Source organism: Pseudomonas sp. XS1P51 (assembly GCF_054897845.1).
On sequence record NZ_CM142707.1, the window covers coordinates 3,255,251 to 3,270,584 of the forward strand.

Genomic DNA, 15,334 nt, shown 5'->3' on the forward strand with positions numbered 1-15,334 from the left:
ATTGCGTCAAAACTTAGTCCGGCTTGCCGTCAACCACACCGGCAGTGTTGTCGATCAAGCTCTTGGTGGCCGTCTGGATGAACGACTCAAGTTTCTGCTTGAGGGCCGCTTCGTCAGCCGACGCCGGAATCACCTCGCCTTTTGGCGTGGCGCCCAGTTCGTACTGATACAGCTTGGGCGGCATTTCTTTCGGCAGTACCAGCACGCGGTCCGCGGTCAGCAATGCGACGGTCTGATCGCTGCCCGACGGTTTGATCACGCCGAAACCCTTGTCGCCTTCCGGCAGATTCAGCAAGTCACGCCCCCAGCATTGATGCACCACATCGCCACCGATGCGCCCCATGATGGTCGGTACGATGTCGATCTGGGTGCCGACGGTGTGGTCCACCTGGCCGAATTTTTCCTGCACGCCCGGCCCGATCAACAGCATCGGGACGTTAAAGCGGCCCAGGTCCATTTCGGTAATCTGCTGCTCGTTGCCAAAGCCGTGGTCGCCGACGACCACGAACAGGGTTTCGTTGAAGTATGGCTCTTTACGCGCCTTCTCGAAGAACTGACCCAGCGCCCAATCGGAGTAACGCATGGCGGTCAAGTGTTCGTTGAGGCTGCCACGGTCGGTCACGCGCTCAACCGGCAATGGCGTCGGCAAGGCATAAGGCGTGTGGTTGGACAGGGTTTGCAGCAAGGCATAGAACGGTTTCTTGTCCTTGCCATCGCGCGCTTTCAACTCTTCCAGACCACGGTTGAACATGTCCTGGTCAGACACGCCCCAGGTCGGGTCGGAGAACACCGGGTTAACGAAGTCGTTACGCCCGATGAAGTTGGTCATGCCCTGGTTGCTGAAGAAGCCCGACTGGTTGTCCCAGGCAAAATCGCCGTTGTAGACGTACACATCGTCGTAGTCACGGGTGCTGAGCAATTGCGGTAGGCCAGACAGTTTGTGGCTGCCTTCCGGGGTCTGCATCAGGTACTCGAAACCCGGCAGGTTCGGGAAGCAGGCCATGGTGGCGAACATGCCCTGGTGGGTATGGGTGCCATTGGAGAAGAAGCGGTCGAACAACAGGCCTTCTTTCGACAGTTTGTCGAAGTACGGTGTCACCCCGCCCGGACGACCCAGCGCGCCCACCGAGTGACCGGCGAAGCTTTCCATCAGGATCACGACGACGTTCTTGATCGGCAGGGTTTTGTCGGCGGCAGGCGTGTAGTTGCGACGCACGGCGGCCGTTTCCGGATCGACCAGTTTGTCACTGGGTGTCAGCAGCATGTCGCGCACGGTCTGCTGAGCCAATGGCTGTGGCAGCGTGGCTTTCCAGATGTTGTCGCGTTCTTCGGACATCCGGCTCTTGGCCGCCGCGATCAGCGACAGCGTGCCATTGAGGCCCAACTGGTTGGCGAAGTTCGAATCGGTGGTGTAGACGTCACCCCAACGCAGCGGCGGGCCTTGACGCAGGGTGCCACGCGCAGCGACCACGCAAACCAGCAGGCAGACCACAAACACCACGCCTCGCGCATACCACGGGGCGATCTGGCGAGTGCCGATACTGCCGCCGCTGAACGGGCCGCGAGGACGGGTGGCGCGGTCGGCGCCCTTGAACGCCAGGGTCAGGATCAAGGTGCCCACGGCCCAGGCCAGCAGGTAGCGAACCACCGGGAAACCGTACCAGAGCATGCTCATCACGGTTTTCGGGTCTTCCTTCACGTACTGGAAGACCAGGCCGTTGAGGCGCTGGTGGAACTCACGGTAGAAGTCCATCTCCATCAGGCCGAGGAACAGCGCGATGCTCGAAGCGATGGTCAGCCAGAAACGGAAGAACCCGCGAGCGGCCATGGCCCGGGCACTGAACAGGGCCAGCAGCAGCGGAATGCTGAGGTAGACCACCAGGCGCAAGTCGAAACGCAGGCCGTTGGCGAACGCTTCGAGAAAGGTCGAGGCCGGGGTGTCGAGGATCATCTCGCGGTTGTAGACCAGCAGCGCAACGCGCAGCAGGCTGAACATGACCATCATGACCAAGGCACACAGCAGCGTGTAGGCCAGATGCGATTTGACGGTCGGTTGCAGCAGGCGACTAGATGCTCGCTGCTGACTCAGGGCGTCCGGAATTGCCATGTCGTTTTAGGACCCATTGGAAGTTGAAGTTTCAAAAATACAGCTGCGCCCTGCCCTCTGTTGGCCACTTCTCGACCCCGGGGTTTGCGCGGTGCGCAAATGTTGCACGATCAACCGCGGCATTGCCATTGATTACTGCCCAGCGATGCTGGCGCGGGCGAATTGTCTTGGAGGCTTTGTGAAAATTTCGTGCAACGCATATCCGGAAACAAAATAAAGTCCCCAGACCTTGAAGCCAGTTGGTCAAGAGGCCTATCGAGGGATTTGTAGTTTGGCGCCAGGGGGCTTGCTCTCGTTGGTAGCGATCGTCGATTGGGTTCTTGATTGTGTGCGTATCCGTTTTTGCGGTAACGGCGGCTTAGGGTTCCGCCCTTACAGCGGGTCACTTGGAAAAGCCCCAAGTAACCAAGGGCTCTTGCCCCTTTCGTTCGGTGCCTCGCCCAGGCTCGGCACCAAACGAAAGGGGCAAAGCGCTTTGGTTACTTTCGCCTGGGCCGGCATTCCGGATTTTCGAAAGTGACCCGCTGTAAGGGCGGAACCCTAAGCCGCCGTTACCGCAAAAACGGATATGTACCCAATCAAGTAAGCAGTCAACCAAATAACAAACGCCCCGAACAAGTCGAGGCGTTTTATCAAAAGAGCGCCGCTGTTACCTCTCAGCGCGTTCTTTCAAGGCTTTCAGGGTATTGAACGGTGCATCGACCACGAACTTGTTGGCCACCATCGACGGAATGCTACCGCCCGGCTCCGTGTGCACCTGATAAGTCACTTCGATCTGGTCGCCCTTCGGCACGAACGTCCAGAAACCGTCAACCTTGGTCACCCGCACAAAGCCTTTTTCTTCAGGAATGTACTTTGGCACGCCTTCGAGCTTACGGGTCAGGCTGCCATCAGCACCCTCGACGGTGGTCACATGCAACACCGAATCACGCGCGGTCACCGGCCAAGGGGTATTGAACTGAGTGTAGGTCCAGCTCTGATCGCCTTCGTGCTTGAGCAACTTCTGGCTCTTGCATTCGTGAATCCAGGCGCAGGCCCCTGGTACGTCTTCCTGCAAGGCGCGCAGTTTAGCCATGGTGGTCTTCATCAGCGTGACCCCACGGTAGGCCTTGTAATCGGAGCCGGCCACTTCGCTCAAGGAGACCTTGATGCCGTCCTGTTCCTTGGCGACTTTCCAGTCTTCGGCGTGGGCGGCCGTGGTGGCGAGCATTACCGTCAAACCACACAACACAGCCATACGATGCAGCGAACCCATAGTCTTTTCCTTATTGTTGAAGTTCCGTTCGTTGAATACATCACGCAGCCGTCATTTGCTCCCACCACCCCAGCAATTTGATCGCTTCGTCACTGCTGCTTCCGCAGACTTCGACGTCGGCTTCAAACGCCGAGCAAACTGCCGGACGTTCCGGTTTGCCGAAAATGCTGCACAGGTTTTCGACAGAGAGTTGTATGCAACGTTCTCCGGCGGCTTTGCCATTGGGCATACCGGGAATCGGTGAACTGATGGAAGGGGCAATGCAACAGGCGCCACAGCCTTCACGGCATTTCATGACGACAAGCTCCTCGCGACGGGCGATGTATTAAAGGACGGGGCACAGAGTAACCGCTAAAACAGTTGTTTAAAATTACCTGTGGCCGGGTTTTTACGCTCAAACGAACGTGACTGACCAGTCTCCGACAAAGCGTCTGGTTGGCGGGTCACGGATGAGAAGGAATTACCGCTTGAATTCGAATTCCAGCGCTGCACCTTCGACTTCACGGCGCTCTTCGTTGCGCAGTTGCAATTGCATTTCGTTGCTGATCAGCCGTCCGTTGAGCTGAAACGGCGTGCTGCCGGCCTTGTCACCGAACATTTGCGGCAACACGGCGTCGTGCCGGGGCAACGGGACCGTACCGACCGGTTTCAGCTCCTCGGCCATGTGTTCGGGCAGGCTCAAATCCAGGTTGACCGCTGGAAGTTCAGTTTTCACGACCTCACTGGCGGATTTCGACTTGGAGGCAATCGGCGGACGTTTTTTTACCACAGCGGCCTTCTTTTTGGTCGGCTTTTTGGTCGGTGCGGTTTTCTTGGCGGGCGCCGTTTTTTTCACGGTGGCGCTGGCTGCCGGTTTTTCCTGGACGGAAGCCGCCATGACGCCTTCGGCGTGAAAGGTCATCAACAGGCAGATCGACAGCCAGATGGCAGGAAAAATCGGTTTCATGGACCCAACGGAGCTAGCGGCGCTAACGGCAGAGGGCCATATGCTCGCCTGTTAGAGGCAACATGACAAGCTCGGGCAGGAAGAACCCGCCCGCACCGTCAAATGCCGCCGGCCATCTCCTGGCAGAGCTGGGTGGCCAGCATGCCCAGGGTCATCAAGGCCCGCTCGGCTTCACGGTTCCAGGGGGTGCCGCAGTTCAGCCGGATGCAGTGATTGAACTGCTCGGTATTACTGAAAATCAGCCCTGGCGCGATACTGATGCCTTGCTGCAACGCGCGTACGTGCAGTTCTTGAGTATTGACCCGTCCCGGCAGACTGACCCACAGAATGAAGCCACCGGTCGGGCGGGTCATCTGTGTGCCTTCCGGAAAATACTGCTGCACCGCCAGCTGGAAGGCACTGAGGTTCTTGCGGTACTCCTGACGGATGTAGCGCAAATGCCGGTCGTAGCCGCCGTTCTCCAGGTACGCCGCGATGCCCATCTGCGTGACGCTGCAGGCCGAATGGGTACTGAAGGTCTGCAAGCGCTGGATTTCCTGCTGGTACTTGCCGGCAATCATCCAGCCGATCCGCACGCCCGGTGACAGGGTTTTGGAGAAGCTCGAGCAATAGATCACCCGATCCAGCCGGTCGTAGGCCTTGAGCGCTTTCGTGCGACCCTGCTCGAACATCAGTTCGCCGTAGATATCGTCCTCGACCACCTGGATATCGAAATCCGAGGCCAGGCGCAGCAGTTGTTTCTGCCGCTCTTCGGGCATGGTGCCGCCCAGCGGATTGCTCAGGCGCGTGGTCAGCACCAGCGCCTTGATCGACCACTGGTTGGCCGCCAGTTGCAAGGCTTCGAGGCTCATGCCGGTGGCCGGATCGCTGGGGATCTCGATAACCTTGAGGCCCAGCAGGTCGGCCAGTTGCAGCAAACCGTAGTAGGTCGGCGACTCGGCCGCGATCAGGTCACCCGGCCGGGTCAGTACTCGCAAAGACATTTGCAGGGCGTCGACGCAGCCGTGGGTAATCACCACTTCGGATGGATCGACCACCACGCCGGCATCGCGCATGCGAATCGCCACCTGGCGACGCAACGGTTCGAAACCGGGGCTGAACATGTAGCTGAACGCCCGCGGGCTATGGAAACGGGTGACTTTGGCCAGTTGCTGATGCAGCGCCCGCACCGGCAGGTAATCGACGCTCGGCACCGCCGCACCCAAGGGAAAAACACCTTCGCGGCGGGATTCGACCAACACTTGTTGAATGATGCTGCTGCGGGTGACCAGGCCAGGACGCTCGACCCGCGCGATGTCCGGCGTCGGCGCGGTGAGGGCCGGTGTCTGGTGCACGTAATAACCCGACTGCGGCCGGGCACGGATCAGGCCCTGATCTTCGAGGTTGGCGTAAGCCTGCAGCACCGTCGCATGGCTGACGTTGAGCTGCGAGCTCATCTTGCGCACCGAAGGCACGCGCTCCCCCGGTTGATAGACACCGCGGCGGATGTCTTCGGCCAGTTGTTGAGCAATACGTTGGTAGAGCAAGAGATTGGTCATGACGCTGCACTCGATTTCACGGGCATTTTATTCTTGTGTGAAACAATACCGGAACAGTTTAGAAGTGTACGGGGACAGTTGCCACAATAGTCGACCGTACAGTGCAGTGTCAGCAAAAACTGTACTGTTTTGAGCGGTAATTGGCAGGCAAAAAAAAACCGGCACTGCCGAGCAGGCCGGGTATTAGGAGCTGGTAGGAGCTGTGCCTACAGGACTTCTGGCGTCATGATGCAGCCCTTAGCGGGCGGCGCCGAGCTGGCCTTTTTCATCGGAGAACACAATTTCCACCCGACGGTTCTGTGCACGCCCCCGTTCGGAAGCGTTCACGTCCACCGGGTATTCATCGCCGTAACCTTCGACCTGAATGCGTTTGTCCTCGATGCCCAGGTCCATCAGCACGTTCGCCACCGATTGCGCCCGGTCGCGGGACAGCTTGAGGTTTTCCTGCTTACCGCCGGTACTGTCGGCGTAACCTTCGATGCGCACCACGCGCTTGGGATTGAGCTGCAGGAACTGCACGATCTTGAGCACCACGCGGTTCGCCGAGTTTTTCAACTCCGCTTCGCCGGTGTCGAACAACATGTCACCCAGGGTCATCACCAGGCCACGGTCGGTCTGGGTGGTTGCCAGCGCGACAATCTGTTCTTCGAGCCACTTGCCCTGCTGCTGCACGCTGAGCAATTTGGATTCGCGCAAGGCCAATTGCAGGCGCTGACGCTCCAGATCGAGCTTCGCCGCGCGCTCTTCGTTGAGCACCTGATTGGTGTGTTCCCGGGCGATTTCGCTGTAGCGCTGGCTCAGGTAAGCGTAATGCACCACATCCGAACCGCTGCCCCAGTAGCTGGACAGACGATCGGCGCGGGCCAGGGACTCACCGGCGCGAATCACATCCTTGGGCGCGATACGCAGCACGTTGGAGTCTTCCTTTACTTTCTGGAAGTCGGCACCGGCCTGCTGTAACGCGGCCTCGCTGTGCTGACCCGCACAGCCATAGAGGCTTGCGCAGCCTGCCAGGATCAAACCGCCGAGCGCTTGGGTCTTGAGGCTCATTGGGCATCTCCCAGTTGCTTGCGCAGACGAGTGATGCGGGTATTGAGCACGTTCAACTGCTCCTCGCTCTTGAGGGTCAGAACCCGGGCTTCGGCCAGACGCGCGTCCAGCTCGGCCTGCTCGGCGCGCATGCGTGCATGCTTATAGGACTGGTCGGCCATATCGCCTTGGGCGCGTGAGAACTTGCCTTCAGCCAGCTTCAGTTCAGGCACCTCGTCGGCGGTGGCGCCGACGGCTTTGGCTTGTTCGAGTGCCTGCTCGGTCAGGCGTATTTGTTCATTCGGCGCCGGATCGGCTGCACAACCCGCCAAAGCCAGAACGGCCAGGGCAGCGAAAAGAGGTCGAATACTCACTAAAAATCCCTACTGTTTTGGGGTACTGACGGGTTGTTGCTGTTGCGCTTTCCAGCGCTCGATGTTGCGCTGCAGCACGGCCTCCGTCAGTCCGGACGCGGGCAATTCTGTCATCTTTTTGGCCAGCTGTCCGCGCAACCACGGATCGTTGCAGGCGGAGTTATGGGAAACCGCGAGGAACAGGCCGGGTTTGTCGACCGGTTGTGCACGCGCGATCAGGTCGTTGGCCATGCTCAACGTCTGCGTGGCGGCCATGCCTGAATAGCGTCCTGCCAAGACGAATTCCACCTCGCCCAGCAGCAATTTCTGAAAGGCCTGAGTCAGGTTCGGTGTACGGACGAGGGTCAATTGCTGCTCTGCAAAAGCTCCGAATGTCTGGCTCATTCGAGACTTTTCCGACAAAGCGCCGGGATGACCGTGAAGATCCGACGCCTGGTTGTAGACCAGTGCCGAGTCTTTTCGAGTCCAGACCAGGTAATCGTTTTCCAGCAACGGTGGATGAATGTAATCCAGGTTTTCGAGTTCATCGACCGTCAACGGCGCATCGGCCAGCATGTCCATGCGCCCACTGCGCACTTCGTCCAGGGCCTGGGAGCGTTTGCCGGCGTACAGCAACTCGACTTTGATGCCCAACTCCCCCGCCACTTGCTGCAACAAGTCGGCACTGGCGCCGATCAGGTGCCGGGGGTTTTGCGGGTCTTGCCACAGGTACGGCGGCGCATCCGGACTGCCGGTCACCACCAGACGTTCGCACTTGCCCGCCGCATTGGACAACGTCGGCAATATCGTTAGCCCCAGCAGCAATGACCAACCGAACACTCGGCGCAGATCCATGGCAATACACTCCACTCAAATCCGGTTATATCGCCTGTAGGAGCTGTCGAGTGAAACGAGGCTGCGATCTTTTCAGGCTTTTGAATCCCAAGCGAAGATCAAAAGATCGCAGCCTCGTTTCACTCGACAGCTCCTACAGAAGAACAAAAAAAAGCCCGACCAAAAGGTCGGGCTCTTTATAAGTCAGGCCGCTGGATTAGACCAGCTTCTCGAACTCAGGGATGGCTTCGAACAGGTCCGCCACCAGGCCGTAATCGGCCACCTGGAAGATCGGCGCTTCTTCGTCCTTGTTGATCGCAACGATCACTTTGGAGTCTTTCATGCCGGCCAGGTGCTGGATCGCGCCGGAGATACCGACGGCGATGTACAGCTGTGGAGCAACGATCTTACCGGTCTGACCGACCTGCATGTCGTTAGGTACAAAACCGGCGTCGACCGCGGCGCGGGAAGCACCGACGGCAGCGCCCAGCTTGTCGGCCAGGGCGTACAGGTGTTTGAAGTTGTCGCCGTTCTGCATGCCGCGACCGCCGGAAACGACGATCTTGGCAGCGGTCAGTTCCGGACGATCGGACTTGGCCAGTTCTTCGCCGACGAAGCTGGAAGTGCCGGCGTCGTGGGCAGCGGCAACTGCTTCAACGGCAGCGGAACCACCTTCAGCAGCCACCGGGTCGAAACCGGTAGCCCGCACGGTGATCACTTTGACCGCAGCGTTCGACTGAACGGTAGCGATGGCGTTACCGGCGTAGATCGGGCGCTTGAAGGTGTCAGCGCTTTCGACCGAGATGATCTCGGAGATCTGGTCAACGTCCAGCAAAGCGGCAACGCGCGGCAGGATGTTTTTACCGTTGGAGGTTGCGGCAGCCAGGATGTGGCTGTAGCTCTTACCCAGTTCGGCAACCAGCGGCGCGACGTTTTCCGGCAACTGGTGAGCGTAGGCGGCGTTGTCGGCCGCCAGCACTTTAGCCACGCCAGCGATTTTCGCAGCGGCTTCAGCCACGGCGCCAGCGCCCTGACCGGCAACCAGTACGTGGATGTCACCACCGATTTTGGCGGCGGCAGCGACGGTGTTCAGCGTGGCCGGGGCCAGCACTTTGTTGTCGTGTTCAGCAATAACCAAGATAGTCATTTAGATTACCTTCGCTTCGTTTTTCAGTTTCTCGACCAGTTCAGCCACCGACTTGACCTTGATACCCGCGCTGCGTGCAGCCGGCGCTTCGACTTTCACGGTCTTGTTGGTGGAGGCGGTGGAAACGCCCAAAGCGTCCGGAGTCAGCACTTCGAGAGGCTTCTTCTTGGCTTTCATGATGTTTGGCAGGGACGCATAGCGCGGCTCGTTCAAACGCAGATCGGTGGTGACGATGGCCGGCAGTTTCAGGGAAACCGTTTGCGCACCGCCGTCGATTTCGCGAGTCACGGCAACGCTGTCGCCACTGACTTCGACTTTCGACGCGAACGTACCCTGACCGTAGCCGCTCAATGCCGCGAGCATCTGGCCAGTCTGGTTGTTGTCGCTGTCGATGGCCTGTTTGCCGAGGATCACCAGTTGAGGCTGCTCCTTGTCGACAACGGCTTTGAGCAGCTTGGCAACGGCCAGGGAAGTCAGATCTTCAGCGGATTCGACGAGGATGGCGCGGTCGGCACCCAGAGCCAGCGCGGTGCGCAGTTGCTCTTGAGCGGTGGACGGGCCGATGGAGACGACGACGATTTCAGTCGCAACGCCTTTCTCTTTCAGGCGTACGGCTTCTTCCACTGCGATTTCGCAGAACGGGTTCATCGACATCTTGACGTTGGCGAGGTCGACGCCGGAATTGTCCGCCTTGACGCGAACCTTGACGTTGTAATCCACAACGCGTTTGACAGCTACAAGAACCTTCATGGATTCCTCGTTACTCTCCGGTGAAAAGAAAGTCGCCTAGGCGAACCTGGCGGTTTGATGCTCATCGGCGCAAGGGCACCTCTAAAAACGCTGGCAGGTATATCCGGTGACCTTGCTCACGAGGTTGATGACCGTTCGTCAGTGGTGACCGACGAGTCATTCTTTATCGCGGCGTGTAAACTGCGCGCCCGTGAGTGGCTACGCATCACCTTTTACTGCCATCGCCCTGTCTTTAGAGGTGCTCTTGAAACCAACAGTCAGCCTACGGCGAGCGCAAAACCGACCGTATCTTGACCGGAACGCCTATTCCGGTCAATACGGAAAAATGGCCAGTCATAAGCCGCGTGACTTTGATTTCTCTGGCTTTGAGCCGATTCAAACAAACGTTTGTATTGGACGCTAGGAGTGGTGTAGATATAATGCGCCACCCAGAGAGAAAGGTGGTTCATCGATTGTCCTCTTCCTGCGTTGTACAGGAATTCATGGATGCGACACCAAACCTCCAATTAGAAAAAAAACTGTTGAGCCTTGAGTAGGAGATAACCTGTGGAACGCGAATACATGGAATTCGACGTGGTCATCGTCGGTGCCGGCCCCGCTGGTCTTTCCGCCGCCTGCCGCTTGAAGCAGAAGGCCGCCGAAGCCGGTAAGGAAATCAGCGTCTGCGTGGTCGAAAAAGGCTCCGAAGTCGGCGCACATATTCTCTCCGGCGCGATTTTCGAACCCCGCGCCCTGAACGAATTGTTCCCGGACTGGAAAGAACTCGGCGCGCCGCTGAACACGCCGGTGACTCGCGATGACATTTTCGTCCTCAAGAACGCCGACAGCGCGCAAAAGATTCCCGACTTCTTTGTGCCCAAGACCATGCACAACGAAGGCAACTACATCATCTCCCTGGGCAACCTGTGCCGCTGGCTGGCCCAGCAGGCCGAAAACCTGGGCGTGGAAATCTACCCGGGCTTCGCCGCGCAGGAAGCATTGTTCGACGAGAACGGCGTGGTTCGCGGGATCATCACCGGTGATCTGGGCGTTGACCGCGAAGGTAACCCGAAAGAAGGCCTGTACACCCCGGGCATGGAACTGCGTGGCAAGTACACGCTGTTCGCCGAAGGTTGCCGTGGTCACATCGGCAAGCAGCTGATCAAGCGCTTCAACCTCGACAGCGAGGTCGACGCCCAGCACTACGGCATCGGCCTGAAAGAAATCTGGGAAATCGACCCGGCCAAGCATCAGCCAGGCCTGGTGGTCCACACTGCCGGTTGGCCGCTGGACATCATGGGCACCGAGAACACCGGCGGCTCGTTCCTCTATCACCTGGAAAACAACCAGGTGGTCGTCGGTCTGATCGTCGATCTTTCCTACAGCAACACGTACCTGTCGCCGTTCGACGAGTTCCAGCGCCTCAAGCATCATCCGGTGCTCAAGCAGTACCTGGAAGGCGGCAAGCGCATCAGCTACGGCGCTCGCGCCATCTGCAAAGGCGGCCTGAACTCGCTGCCGAAAATGGTCTTCAAGGGCGGTGCGCTGATCGGTTGCGACCTCGGCACCCTGAACTTCGCCAAGATCAAAGGCAGCCACACCGCGATGAAGTCCGGCATGCTCGCCGCAGAATCCGTGGCCGACGCGCTGTTTGCTGAAAAAGACGGCACCGAAGAGCTGACCTCTTACGTCGACGCCTTCAAGAAGAGCTGGCTCTACGAGGAACTGTTCGCCAGCCGCAACTTCGGCCCGGCGATCCACAAGTTCGGTGCGATCGTCGGCGGTGGTTTCAACTGGCTCGACCAGAACATCTTCGGCGGCAAACTGCCGTTCACCCTGCACGACACCAAGCCGGATTACGCTTGCCTCAAACTCGCGGCTGACTGCAAGAAGATCGACTACCCGAAACCGGACGGCAAGATCAGCTTCGATAAACTCAGCTCGGTGTTCATCTCCGGTACCAACCATGAAGAAGAACAACCGTGCCACCTGAAGCTCACCGACCCGAGCATTCCGATCGCCAAGAACCTGCCGATGTACGATGAGCCCGCCCAGCGTTACTGCCCGGCCGGCGTGTACGAAGTGGTGACCAAGGAAGACGGCGAGAAGCGCTTCCAGATCAACGCCCAGAACTGCGTTCACTGCAAGACCTGCGACATCAAGGACCCTGCACAGAACATCACCTGGGTGGCGCCGGAAGGCGCTGGCGGCCCGACTTACCCGAACATGTAAGTCGAACGCCTGAACATCAAGGCTCCCGAACGGGGGCCTTTTTGTTGCCCGCAATTTAGCCACACCACAAAACCAATGTGGGAGCGAGCCTGCTCGCGATGGCGGCTTACTATTCGACATTGATGTCGACTGATACACCGCAATCGCGAGCAGGCTCGCTCCCACAGGGGGATCAAGCAGCGCGCTCGTCGCCGGGACTACGCTCGAAGTACCGCTTGTACTCGCGGCTGAACTGCGATGTGCTCTGATACCCCACCCGATGCGCCACCTGCGCCACGCCCAACCCTTGCGACATCAACAATTGCTGAGCCTTGAGCAAACGCAACCGCTTCAAATACTGCACCGGCGACAACAACGTGCTGCGTTTGAAATGCTCGTGAAAGGTCGACGCGCTCATGTTCGCGCAACTGGCCAGCGTCTCCACATTCAAGGGTTCGGTGAAATGCCCGTGTAGATGGTTGAGCGAGGCTGCAATCCGGGCGAACTGCCCCTGCTGTTCCACCAGCGCCCGCAACACGTCGGCCTGCGGACCGCGCAAGGCGACGAACAACAACTCACGCAAACGCGCCTGGCCCATGATCTGACATTCCAGCGGATCGTGCAGGCAGCGCAACAATCGCTCCACGCAACCACGCATCGCATCGTCGAGCACCGCCGAGGTCATGGACTCCGGCGTCTGCGCTGGAATACCGCGCCCCGCCACCAGTCCCATGGCCAACACCAACTCGCCAAGCAACACCCGGTCGATGGCGATGGAAACCCCCAACATTGGCCCATCCGGTGCCGAAAAGGTCTCGCACTCAAACGGCACCGGCAATGCCTGAATCAGATAATGCCCGGCGCCATATTCCAGGGTACGCGGCCCCAGATACGCCAGTTTGCTGCCCTGGGCGATGATGACCAGGCTCGGCTCATAGATCTGCGGACCACGGGCCACGTCGCAACTGGCGCGCAAAACCTGCACGCCCGGCAACGCCGTGGGGGCGAAACCGTCGCGCGTGGTCAGCGGCTGAATCAGTGAAACCAGGGTGGCATTGGCATCGAGATGACGGGTCAACAGCATGGGGAGCTCTTCACAGAAAAAGTCGCAGAATTCGGGATGAAATCATCATCGCAGGTCTGATGGCCAATGCGACCCATCCGGGCCGCATGCCGGAGGATTAGGCATGACACCCGGAGGAATCGCCATGGCCGGTGACCGGTGCGGCGCCCAAAATGCGCCATCTCACCTGTCACTGCTTTTGCGAGGTTCACCATGTACACCGCTATCGGATACGCCGCCCAGTCGGCCACCACTCCCCTCGCCCCCGTGAAATTCGAACGCCGCAGCCCTCGGGCCGACGATGTTGCCATCGACATTCTCTACTGCGGCGTCTGCCATTCCGACATCCACCAGGCACGCAACGAGTGGGGCATTGCCGTTTACCCGCTGATGCCCGGCCACGAGATCGTAGGCAAAGTTACCGCCGTCGGTGCGAACGTCACCAAGCACAAAGTCGGTGATCTGGTCGGCGTCGGCTGCATGGTCGATTCGTGCCGCAGCTGCGAAGCCTGCCAGTCCAACCTCGAGCAATACTGCCTCGAAGGTCCGACCATGACCTACGCCACGCCGGACCGGGTCGATGGCAGCAACACCATGGGCGGCTACTCCAACAGCATCGTGGTCAGCGAGCACTTCGTGGTGCGCATCCCGGAAAAACTCGCCTTGGCCAGCGCCGCACCGATCCTCTGCGCCGGCATCACCACCTACTCGCCGCTCAAGCACTACGGCGTGAAGGCTGGCGACAAGGTCGGGATTCTCGGCATGGGCGGTCTTGGGCACATGGGCATCAAGTTTGCCAAGGCCATGGGCGCGGAAGTGACGCTGTTCACCCGCTCGGCGAGCAAGGCCGAAGAAGCGCGTCGCCAGGGCGCGGACCACGTGATCGTGTCCACCGATGCCGAGCAGATGAAGGCCGCTGCGGGACATTTCGACTTCCTGCTGGACACCATTCCGGTACAGCACGACCTCAATCCCTACCTCGATACGCTGCGTTTCGACGGCGTGCACATTCTGGTGGGCTTGATCGAACCGGTCGATCCACCGGTGCATGCCGGCAAACTGGTGATGAGTCGCCGCGTGCTGGCCGGCTCCCTGATCGGCGGCATTGCCGAAACCCAGGAAGTGCTGGATTTCTGCGCCGAGCACAACATCACCTGCGACATCGAAATGCTCGACATCCGCCAGATCAACGAGGCTTACACCCGCATGATTGCGGGTGACGTGAAATACCGCTTCGTGATCGACATGGCGACGCTGAAGGTCTAAACCTTAGCGCCGAGCTCTGCCGAAAGCCGGGCCGTGACCCCTTTGATCAGGGGAATCAGCTCGGCCATTTTTTCCAGCGGCATGTAGGGCACGGTGCTGGCGATACTGATGCCGGCGACAATGCGCTTGCTGGCATCACGGATCGGCGCCGCCACGCAACGGATCGACGGTTCGTTGTCTTCCAGATCGAAGGCGTAACCACCCGCCACGTACTCGATCATGCGCTGCTGAAACTGCTCCCAGGATTGCTCCGGGTGCTGCGGCCAGAACTGATTTTTCCCACCTGCCGGCAAGCTGACTTCGTACAGTCGCCGCCATTCTTCCTGCGTGTCATCGAGCATCAACGCCTTGCCGATCCCGGTGCGCGCCAACGGCATGCGATGGCCGACCCGCGAACGCATTTCCGGGCCATTGCGCCCCGGATTCTTGTGCAGGTACAGCACCTCGTCGCCCTCACGAATCGCCAGGTGAATGGTGTCGCCGGTCAGCGCCGACAGTTCATCCAGATACGGCCCGGCCAAGGTCACCAGCGGCAGCTCTTCGCGCGCCTGGAAACCCAGCTCAATCAACTTCGGCCCCAGCAAATAACCGACTTGCGGCACGACCCGCAGGTAACGCTCATCCACGAGGCAACTGGCCAGTCGATGGGTGGTACTGCGCGTCGTGCCGATCAGCCGGGCGATTTCCTTGAGATCGCGAGCGCCACTGGCCACGGCCTGAACCACACCCAAACCGCGAAGCAGTGTCTGGGTGCCGGTCGGCGCGGCGTCCTTGGCGATTTTTGGGGCGTCTTCCTGCATATCGAGCCTTTACCGTTGAGCGAGTGAACGGGCGGCATTATGGTCGCCCGACGGCT

Annotated in this window: 14 protein-coding genes; 2 read left to right on the top strand and 12 right to left on the bottom strand. The window is 59.4% G+C overall.

Annotation, left to right across the window (positions count from 1 at the left end; all coding sequences use genetic code 11):
- Window positions 1–13 precede the first annotated feature (13 nt).
- The 10 genes from ACYZUD_RS15030 to ACYZUD_RS15075 all read right to left on the bottom strand — a co-directional run bounded on the left by ACYZUD_RS15030 (window position 14) and on the right by ACYZUD_RS15075 (window position 9,959).
- Window positions 14–2,107, bottom strand: a complete 2,094-nt coding sequence (locus ACYZUD_RS15030) for an LTA synthase family protein (protein WP_462024700.1) — start codon at window positions 2,105–2,107, stop codon at window positions 14–16.
- A 649-nt stretch (window positions 2,108–2,756) separates the two neighbouring features.
- Window positions 2,757–3,362: an START domain-containing protein gene (locus ACYZUD_RS15035; RefSeq protein WP_462024701.1), complete on the bottom strand. Its 606-nt coding sequence runs from the start codon at window positions 3,360–3,362 to the stop codon at window positions 2,757–2,759.
- A gap of 40 nt (window positions 3,363–3,402) precedes the next feature.
- Window positions 3,403–3,657, bottom strand: a complete 255-nt coding sequence (locus tag ACYZUD_RS15040; RefSeq protein WP_462024702.1) for a YkgJ family cysteine cluster protein — start codon at window positions 3,655–3,657, stop codon at window positions 3,403–3,405.
- 165 nt (window positions 3,658–3,822) lie between these two features.
- The gene (locus ACYZUD_RS15045) at window positions 3,823–4,308 is read right to left on the bottom strand and encodes a translation initiation factor 2 (protein WP_462024703.1); all 486 of its coding nucleotides are present in this window, start codon (window positions 4,306–4,308) and stop codon (window positions 3,823–3,825) included.
- Between the two features lie 98 nt (window positions 4,309–4,406).
- On the bottom strand, window positions 4,407–5,846 hold the full coding sequence (locus tag ACYZUD_RS15050; protein WP_214377616.1) for an aminotransferase-like domain-containing protein: 1,440 nt from the start codon (window positions 5,844–5,846) through the stop codon (window positions 4,407–4,409).
- A gap of 237 nt (window positions 5,847–6,083) precedes the next feature.
- A complete protein-coding gene (locus ACYZUD_RS15055) occupies window positions 6,084–6,896 on the bottom strand; it encodes an OmpA family protein (RefSeq protein WP_462024704.1) in 813 nt (270 codons plus the stop codon).
- A complete protein-coding gene (locus ACYZUD_RS15060) occupies window positions 6,893–7,249 on the bottom strand; it encodes a DUF4398 domain-containing protein (RefSeq protein ID WP_462024705.1) in 357 nt (118 codons plus the stop codon). Before ACYZUD_RS15060 ends, ACYZUD_RS15055 begins: the two co-directional genes overlap by 4 nt.
- Before the next feature lie 9 nt (window positions 7,250–7,258).
- On the bottom strand, window positions 7,259–8,083 hold the full coding sequence (locus tag ACYZUD_RS15065) for a substrate-binding periplasmic protein (protein WP_462024706.1): 825 nt from the start codon (window positions 8,081–8,083) through the stop codon (window positions 7,259–7,261).
- A gap of 196 nt (window positions 8,084–8,279) precedes the next feature.
- The gene (locus tag ACYZUD_RS15070) at window positions 8,280–9,209 is read right to left on the bottom strand and encodes an electron transfer flavoprotein subunit alpha/FixB family protein (RefSeq protein ID WP_462024707.1); all 930 of its coding nucleotides are present in this window, start codon (window positions 9,207–9,209) and stop codon (window positions 8,280–8,282) included.
- Window positions 9,210–9,959 carry an electron transfer flavoprotein subunit beta/FixA family protein gene (locus ACYZUD_RS15075; RefSeq protein WP_007942046.1) on the bottom strand — a complete coding sequence of 250 codons (750 nt, stop codon included), beginning with the start codon at window positions 9,957–9,959 and terminating at the stop codon, window positions 9,210–9,212. It abuts the gene before it with no gap.
- Window positions 9,960–10,505: 546 nt separating this feature from the next.
- On the opposite strand from ACYZUD_RS15075, the gene ACYZUD_RS15080 reads away from it, so the two are divergent.
- Window positions 10,506–12,170 (top strand): electron transfer flavoprotein-ubiquinone oxidoreductase, encoded by a 1,665-nt coding sequence (locus ACYZUD_RS15080; protein WP_462024708.1) that lies wholly within the window; start codon window positions 10,506–10,508, stop codon window positions 12,168–12,170.
- A gap of 172 nt (window positions 12,171–12,342) precedes the next feature.
- Here the strand turns inward: ACYZUD_RS15080 and ACYZUD_RS15085 are convergent, their stop codons facing one another.
- Entirely contained in the window at window positions 12,343–13,233 is an 891-nt protein-coding gene (locus tag ACYZUD_RS15085; RefSeq protein ID WP_462024709.1) for an AraC family transcriptional regulator, read from the bottom strand.
- A 192-nt stretch (window positions 13,234–13,425) separates the two neighbouring features.
- Between ACYZUD_RS15085 and ACYZUD_RS15090 the strand changes: the two genes are divergently transcribed.
- A complete protein-coding gene (locus ACYZUD_RS15090) occupies window positions 13,426–14,478 on the top strand; it encodes an NAD(P)-dependent alcohol dehydrogenase (protein ID WP_462024710.1) in 1,053 nt (350 codons plus the stop codon).
- Here ACYZUD_RS15090 and ACYZUD_RS15095 read toward each other — a convergent pair.
- Window positions 14,475–15,278, bottom strand: coding sequence for an IclR family transcriptional regulator (locus ACYZUD_RS15095; RefSeq protein WP_462024711.1), 804 nt, complete (start codon window positions 15,276–15,278; stop codon window positions 14,475–14,477). The genes ACYZUD_RS15090 and ACYZUD_RS15095 overlap by 4 nt on opposite strands.
- Window positions 15,279–15,334: the final 56 nt, after the last annotated feature.

Coding starts and splice junctions, on each gene's coding strand:
- ACYZUD_RS15030 (WP_462024700.1), bottom strand. CDS start 2,107: ATGGCAATTCCGGACGCCCTGAGTCAGCAGCGAGCATCTAGTCGCCTG.
- ACYZUD_RS15035 (WP_462024701.1), bottom strand. CDS start 3,362: ATGGGTTCGCTGCATCGTATGGCTGTGTTGTGTGGTTTGACGGTAATG.
- ACYZUD_RS15040 (WP_462024702.1), bottom strand. CDS start 3,657: ATGAAATGCCGTGAAGGCTGTGGCGCCTGTTGCATTGCCCCTTCCATC.
- ACYZUD_RS15045 (WP_462024703.1), bottom strand. CDS start 4,308: ATGAAACCGATTTTTCCTGCCATCTGGCTGTCGATCTGCCTGTTGATG.
- ACYZUD_RS15050 (WP_214377616.1), bottom strand. CDS start 5,846: ATGACCAATCTCTTGCTCTACCAACGTATTGCTCAACAACTGGCCGAA.
- ACYZUD_RS15055 (WP_462024704.1), bottom strand. CDS start 6,896: ATGAGCCTCAAGACCCAAGCGCTCGGCGGTTTGATCCTGGCAGGCTGC.
- ACYZUD_RS15065 (WP_462024706.1), bottom strand. CDS start 8,083: ATGGATCTGCGCCGAGTGTTCGGTTGGTCATTGCTGCTGGGGCTAACG.
- ACYZUD_RS15070 (WP_462024707.1), bottom strand. CDS start 9,209: ATGACTATCTTGGTTATTGCTGAACACGACAACAAAGTGCTGGCCCCG.
- ACYZUD_RS15075 (WP_007942046.1), bottom strand. CDS start 9,959: ATGAAGGTTCTTGTAGCTGTCAAACGCGTTGTGGATTACAACGTCAAG.
- ACYZUD_RS15085 (WP_462024709.1), bottom strand. CDS start 13,233: ATGCTGTTGACCCGTCATCTCGATGCCAATGCCACCCTGGTTTCACTG.
- ACYZUD_RS15090 (WP_462024710.1), top strand. CDS start 13,426: ATGTACACCGCTATCGGATACGCCGCCCAGTCGGCCACCACTCCCCTC.
- ACYZUD_RS15095 (WP_462024711.1), bottom strand. CDS start 15,278: ATGCAGGAAGACGCCCCAAAAATCGCCAAGGACGCCGCGCCGACCGGC.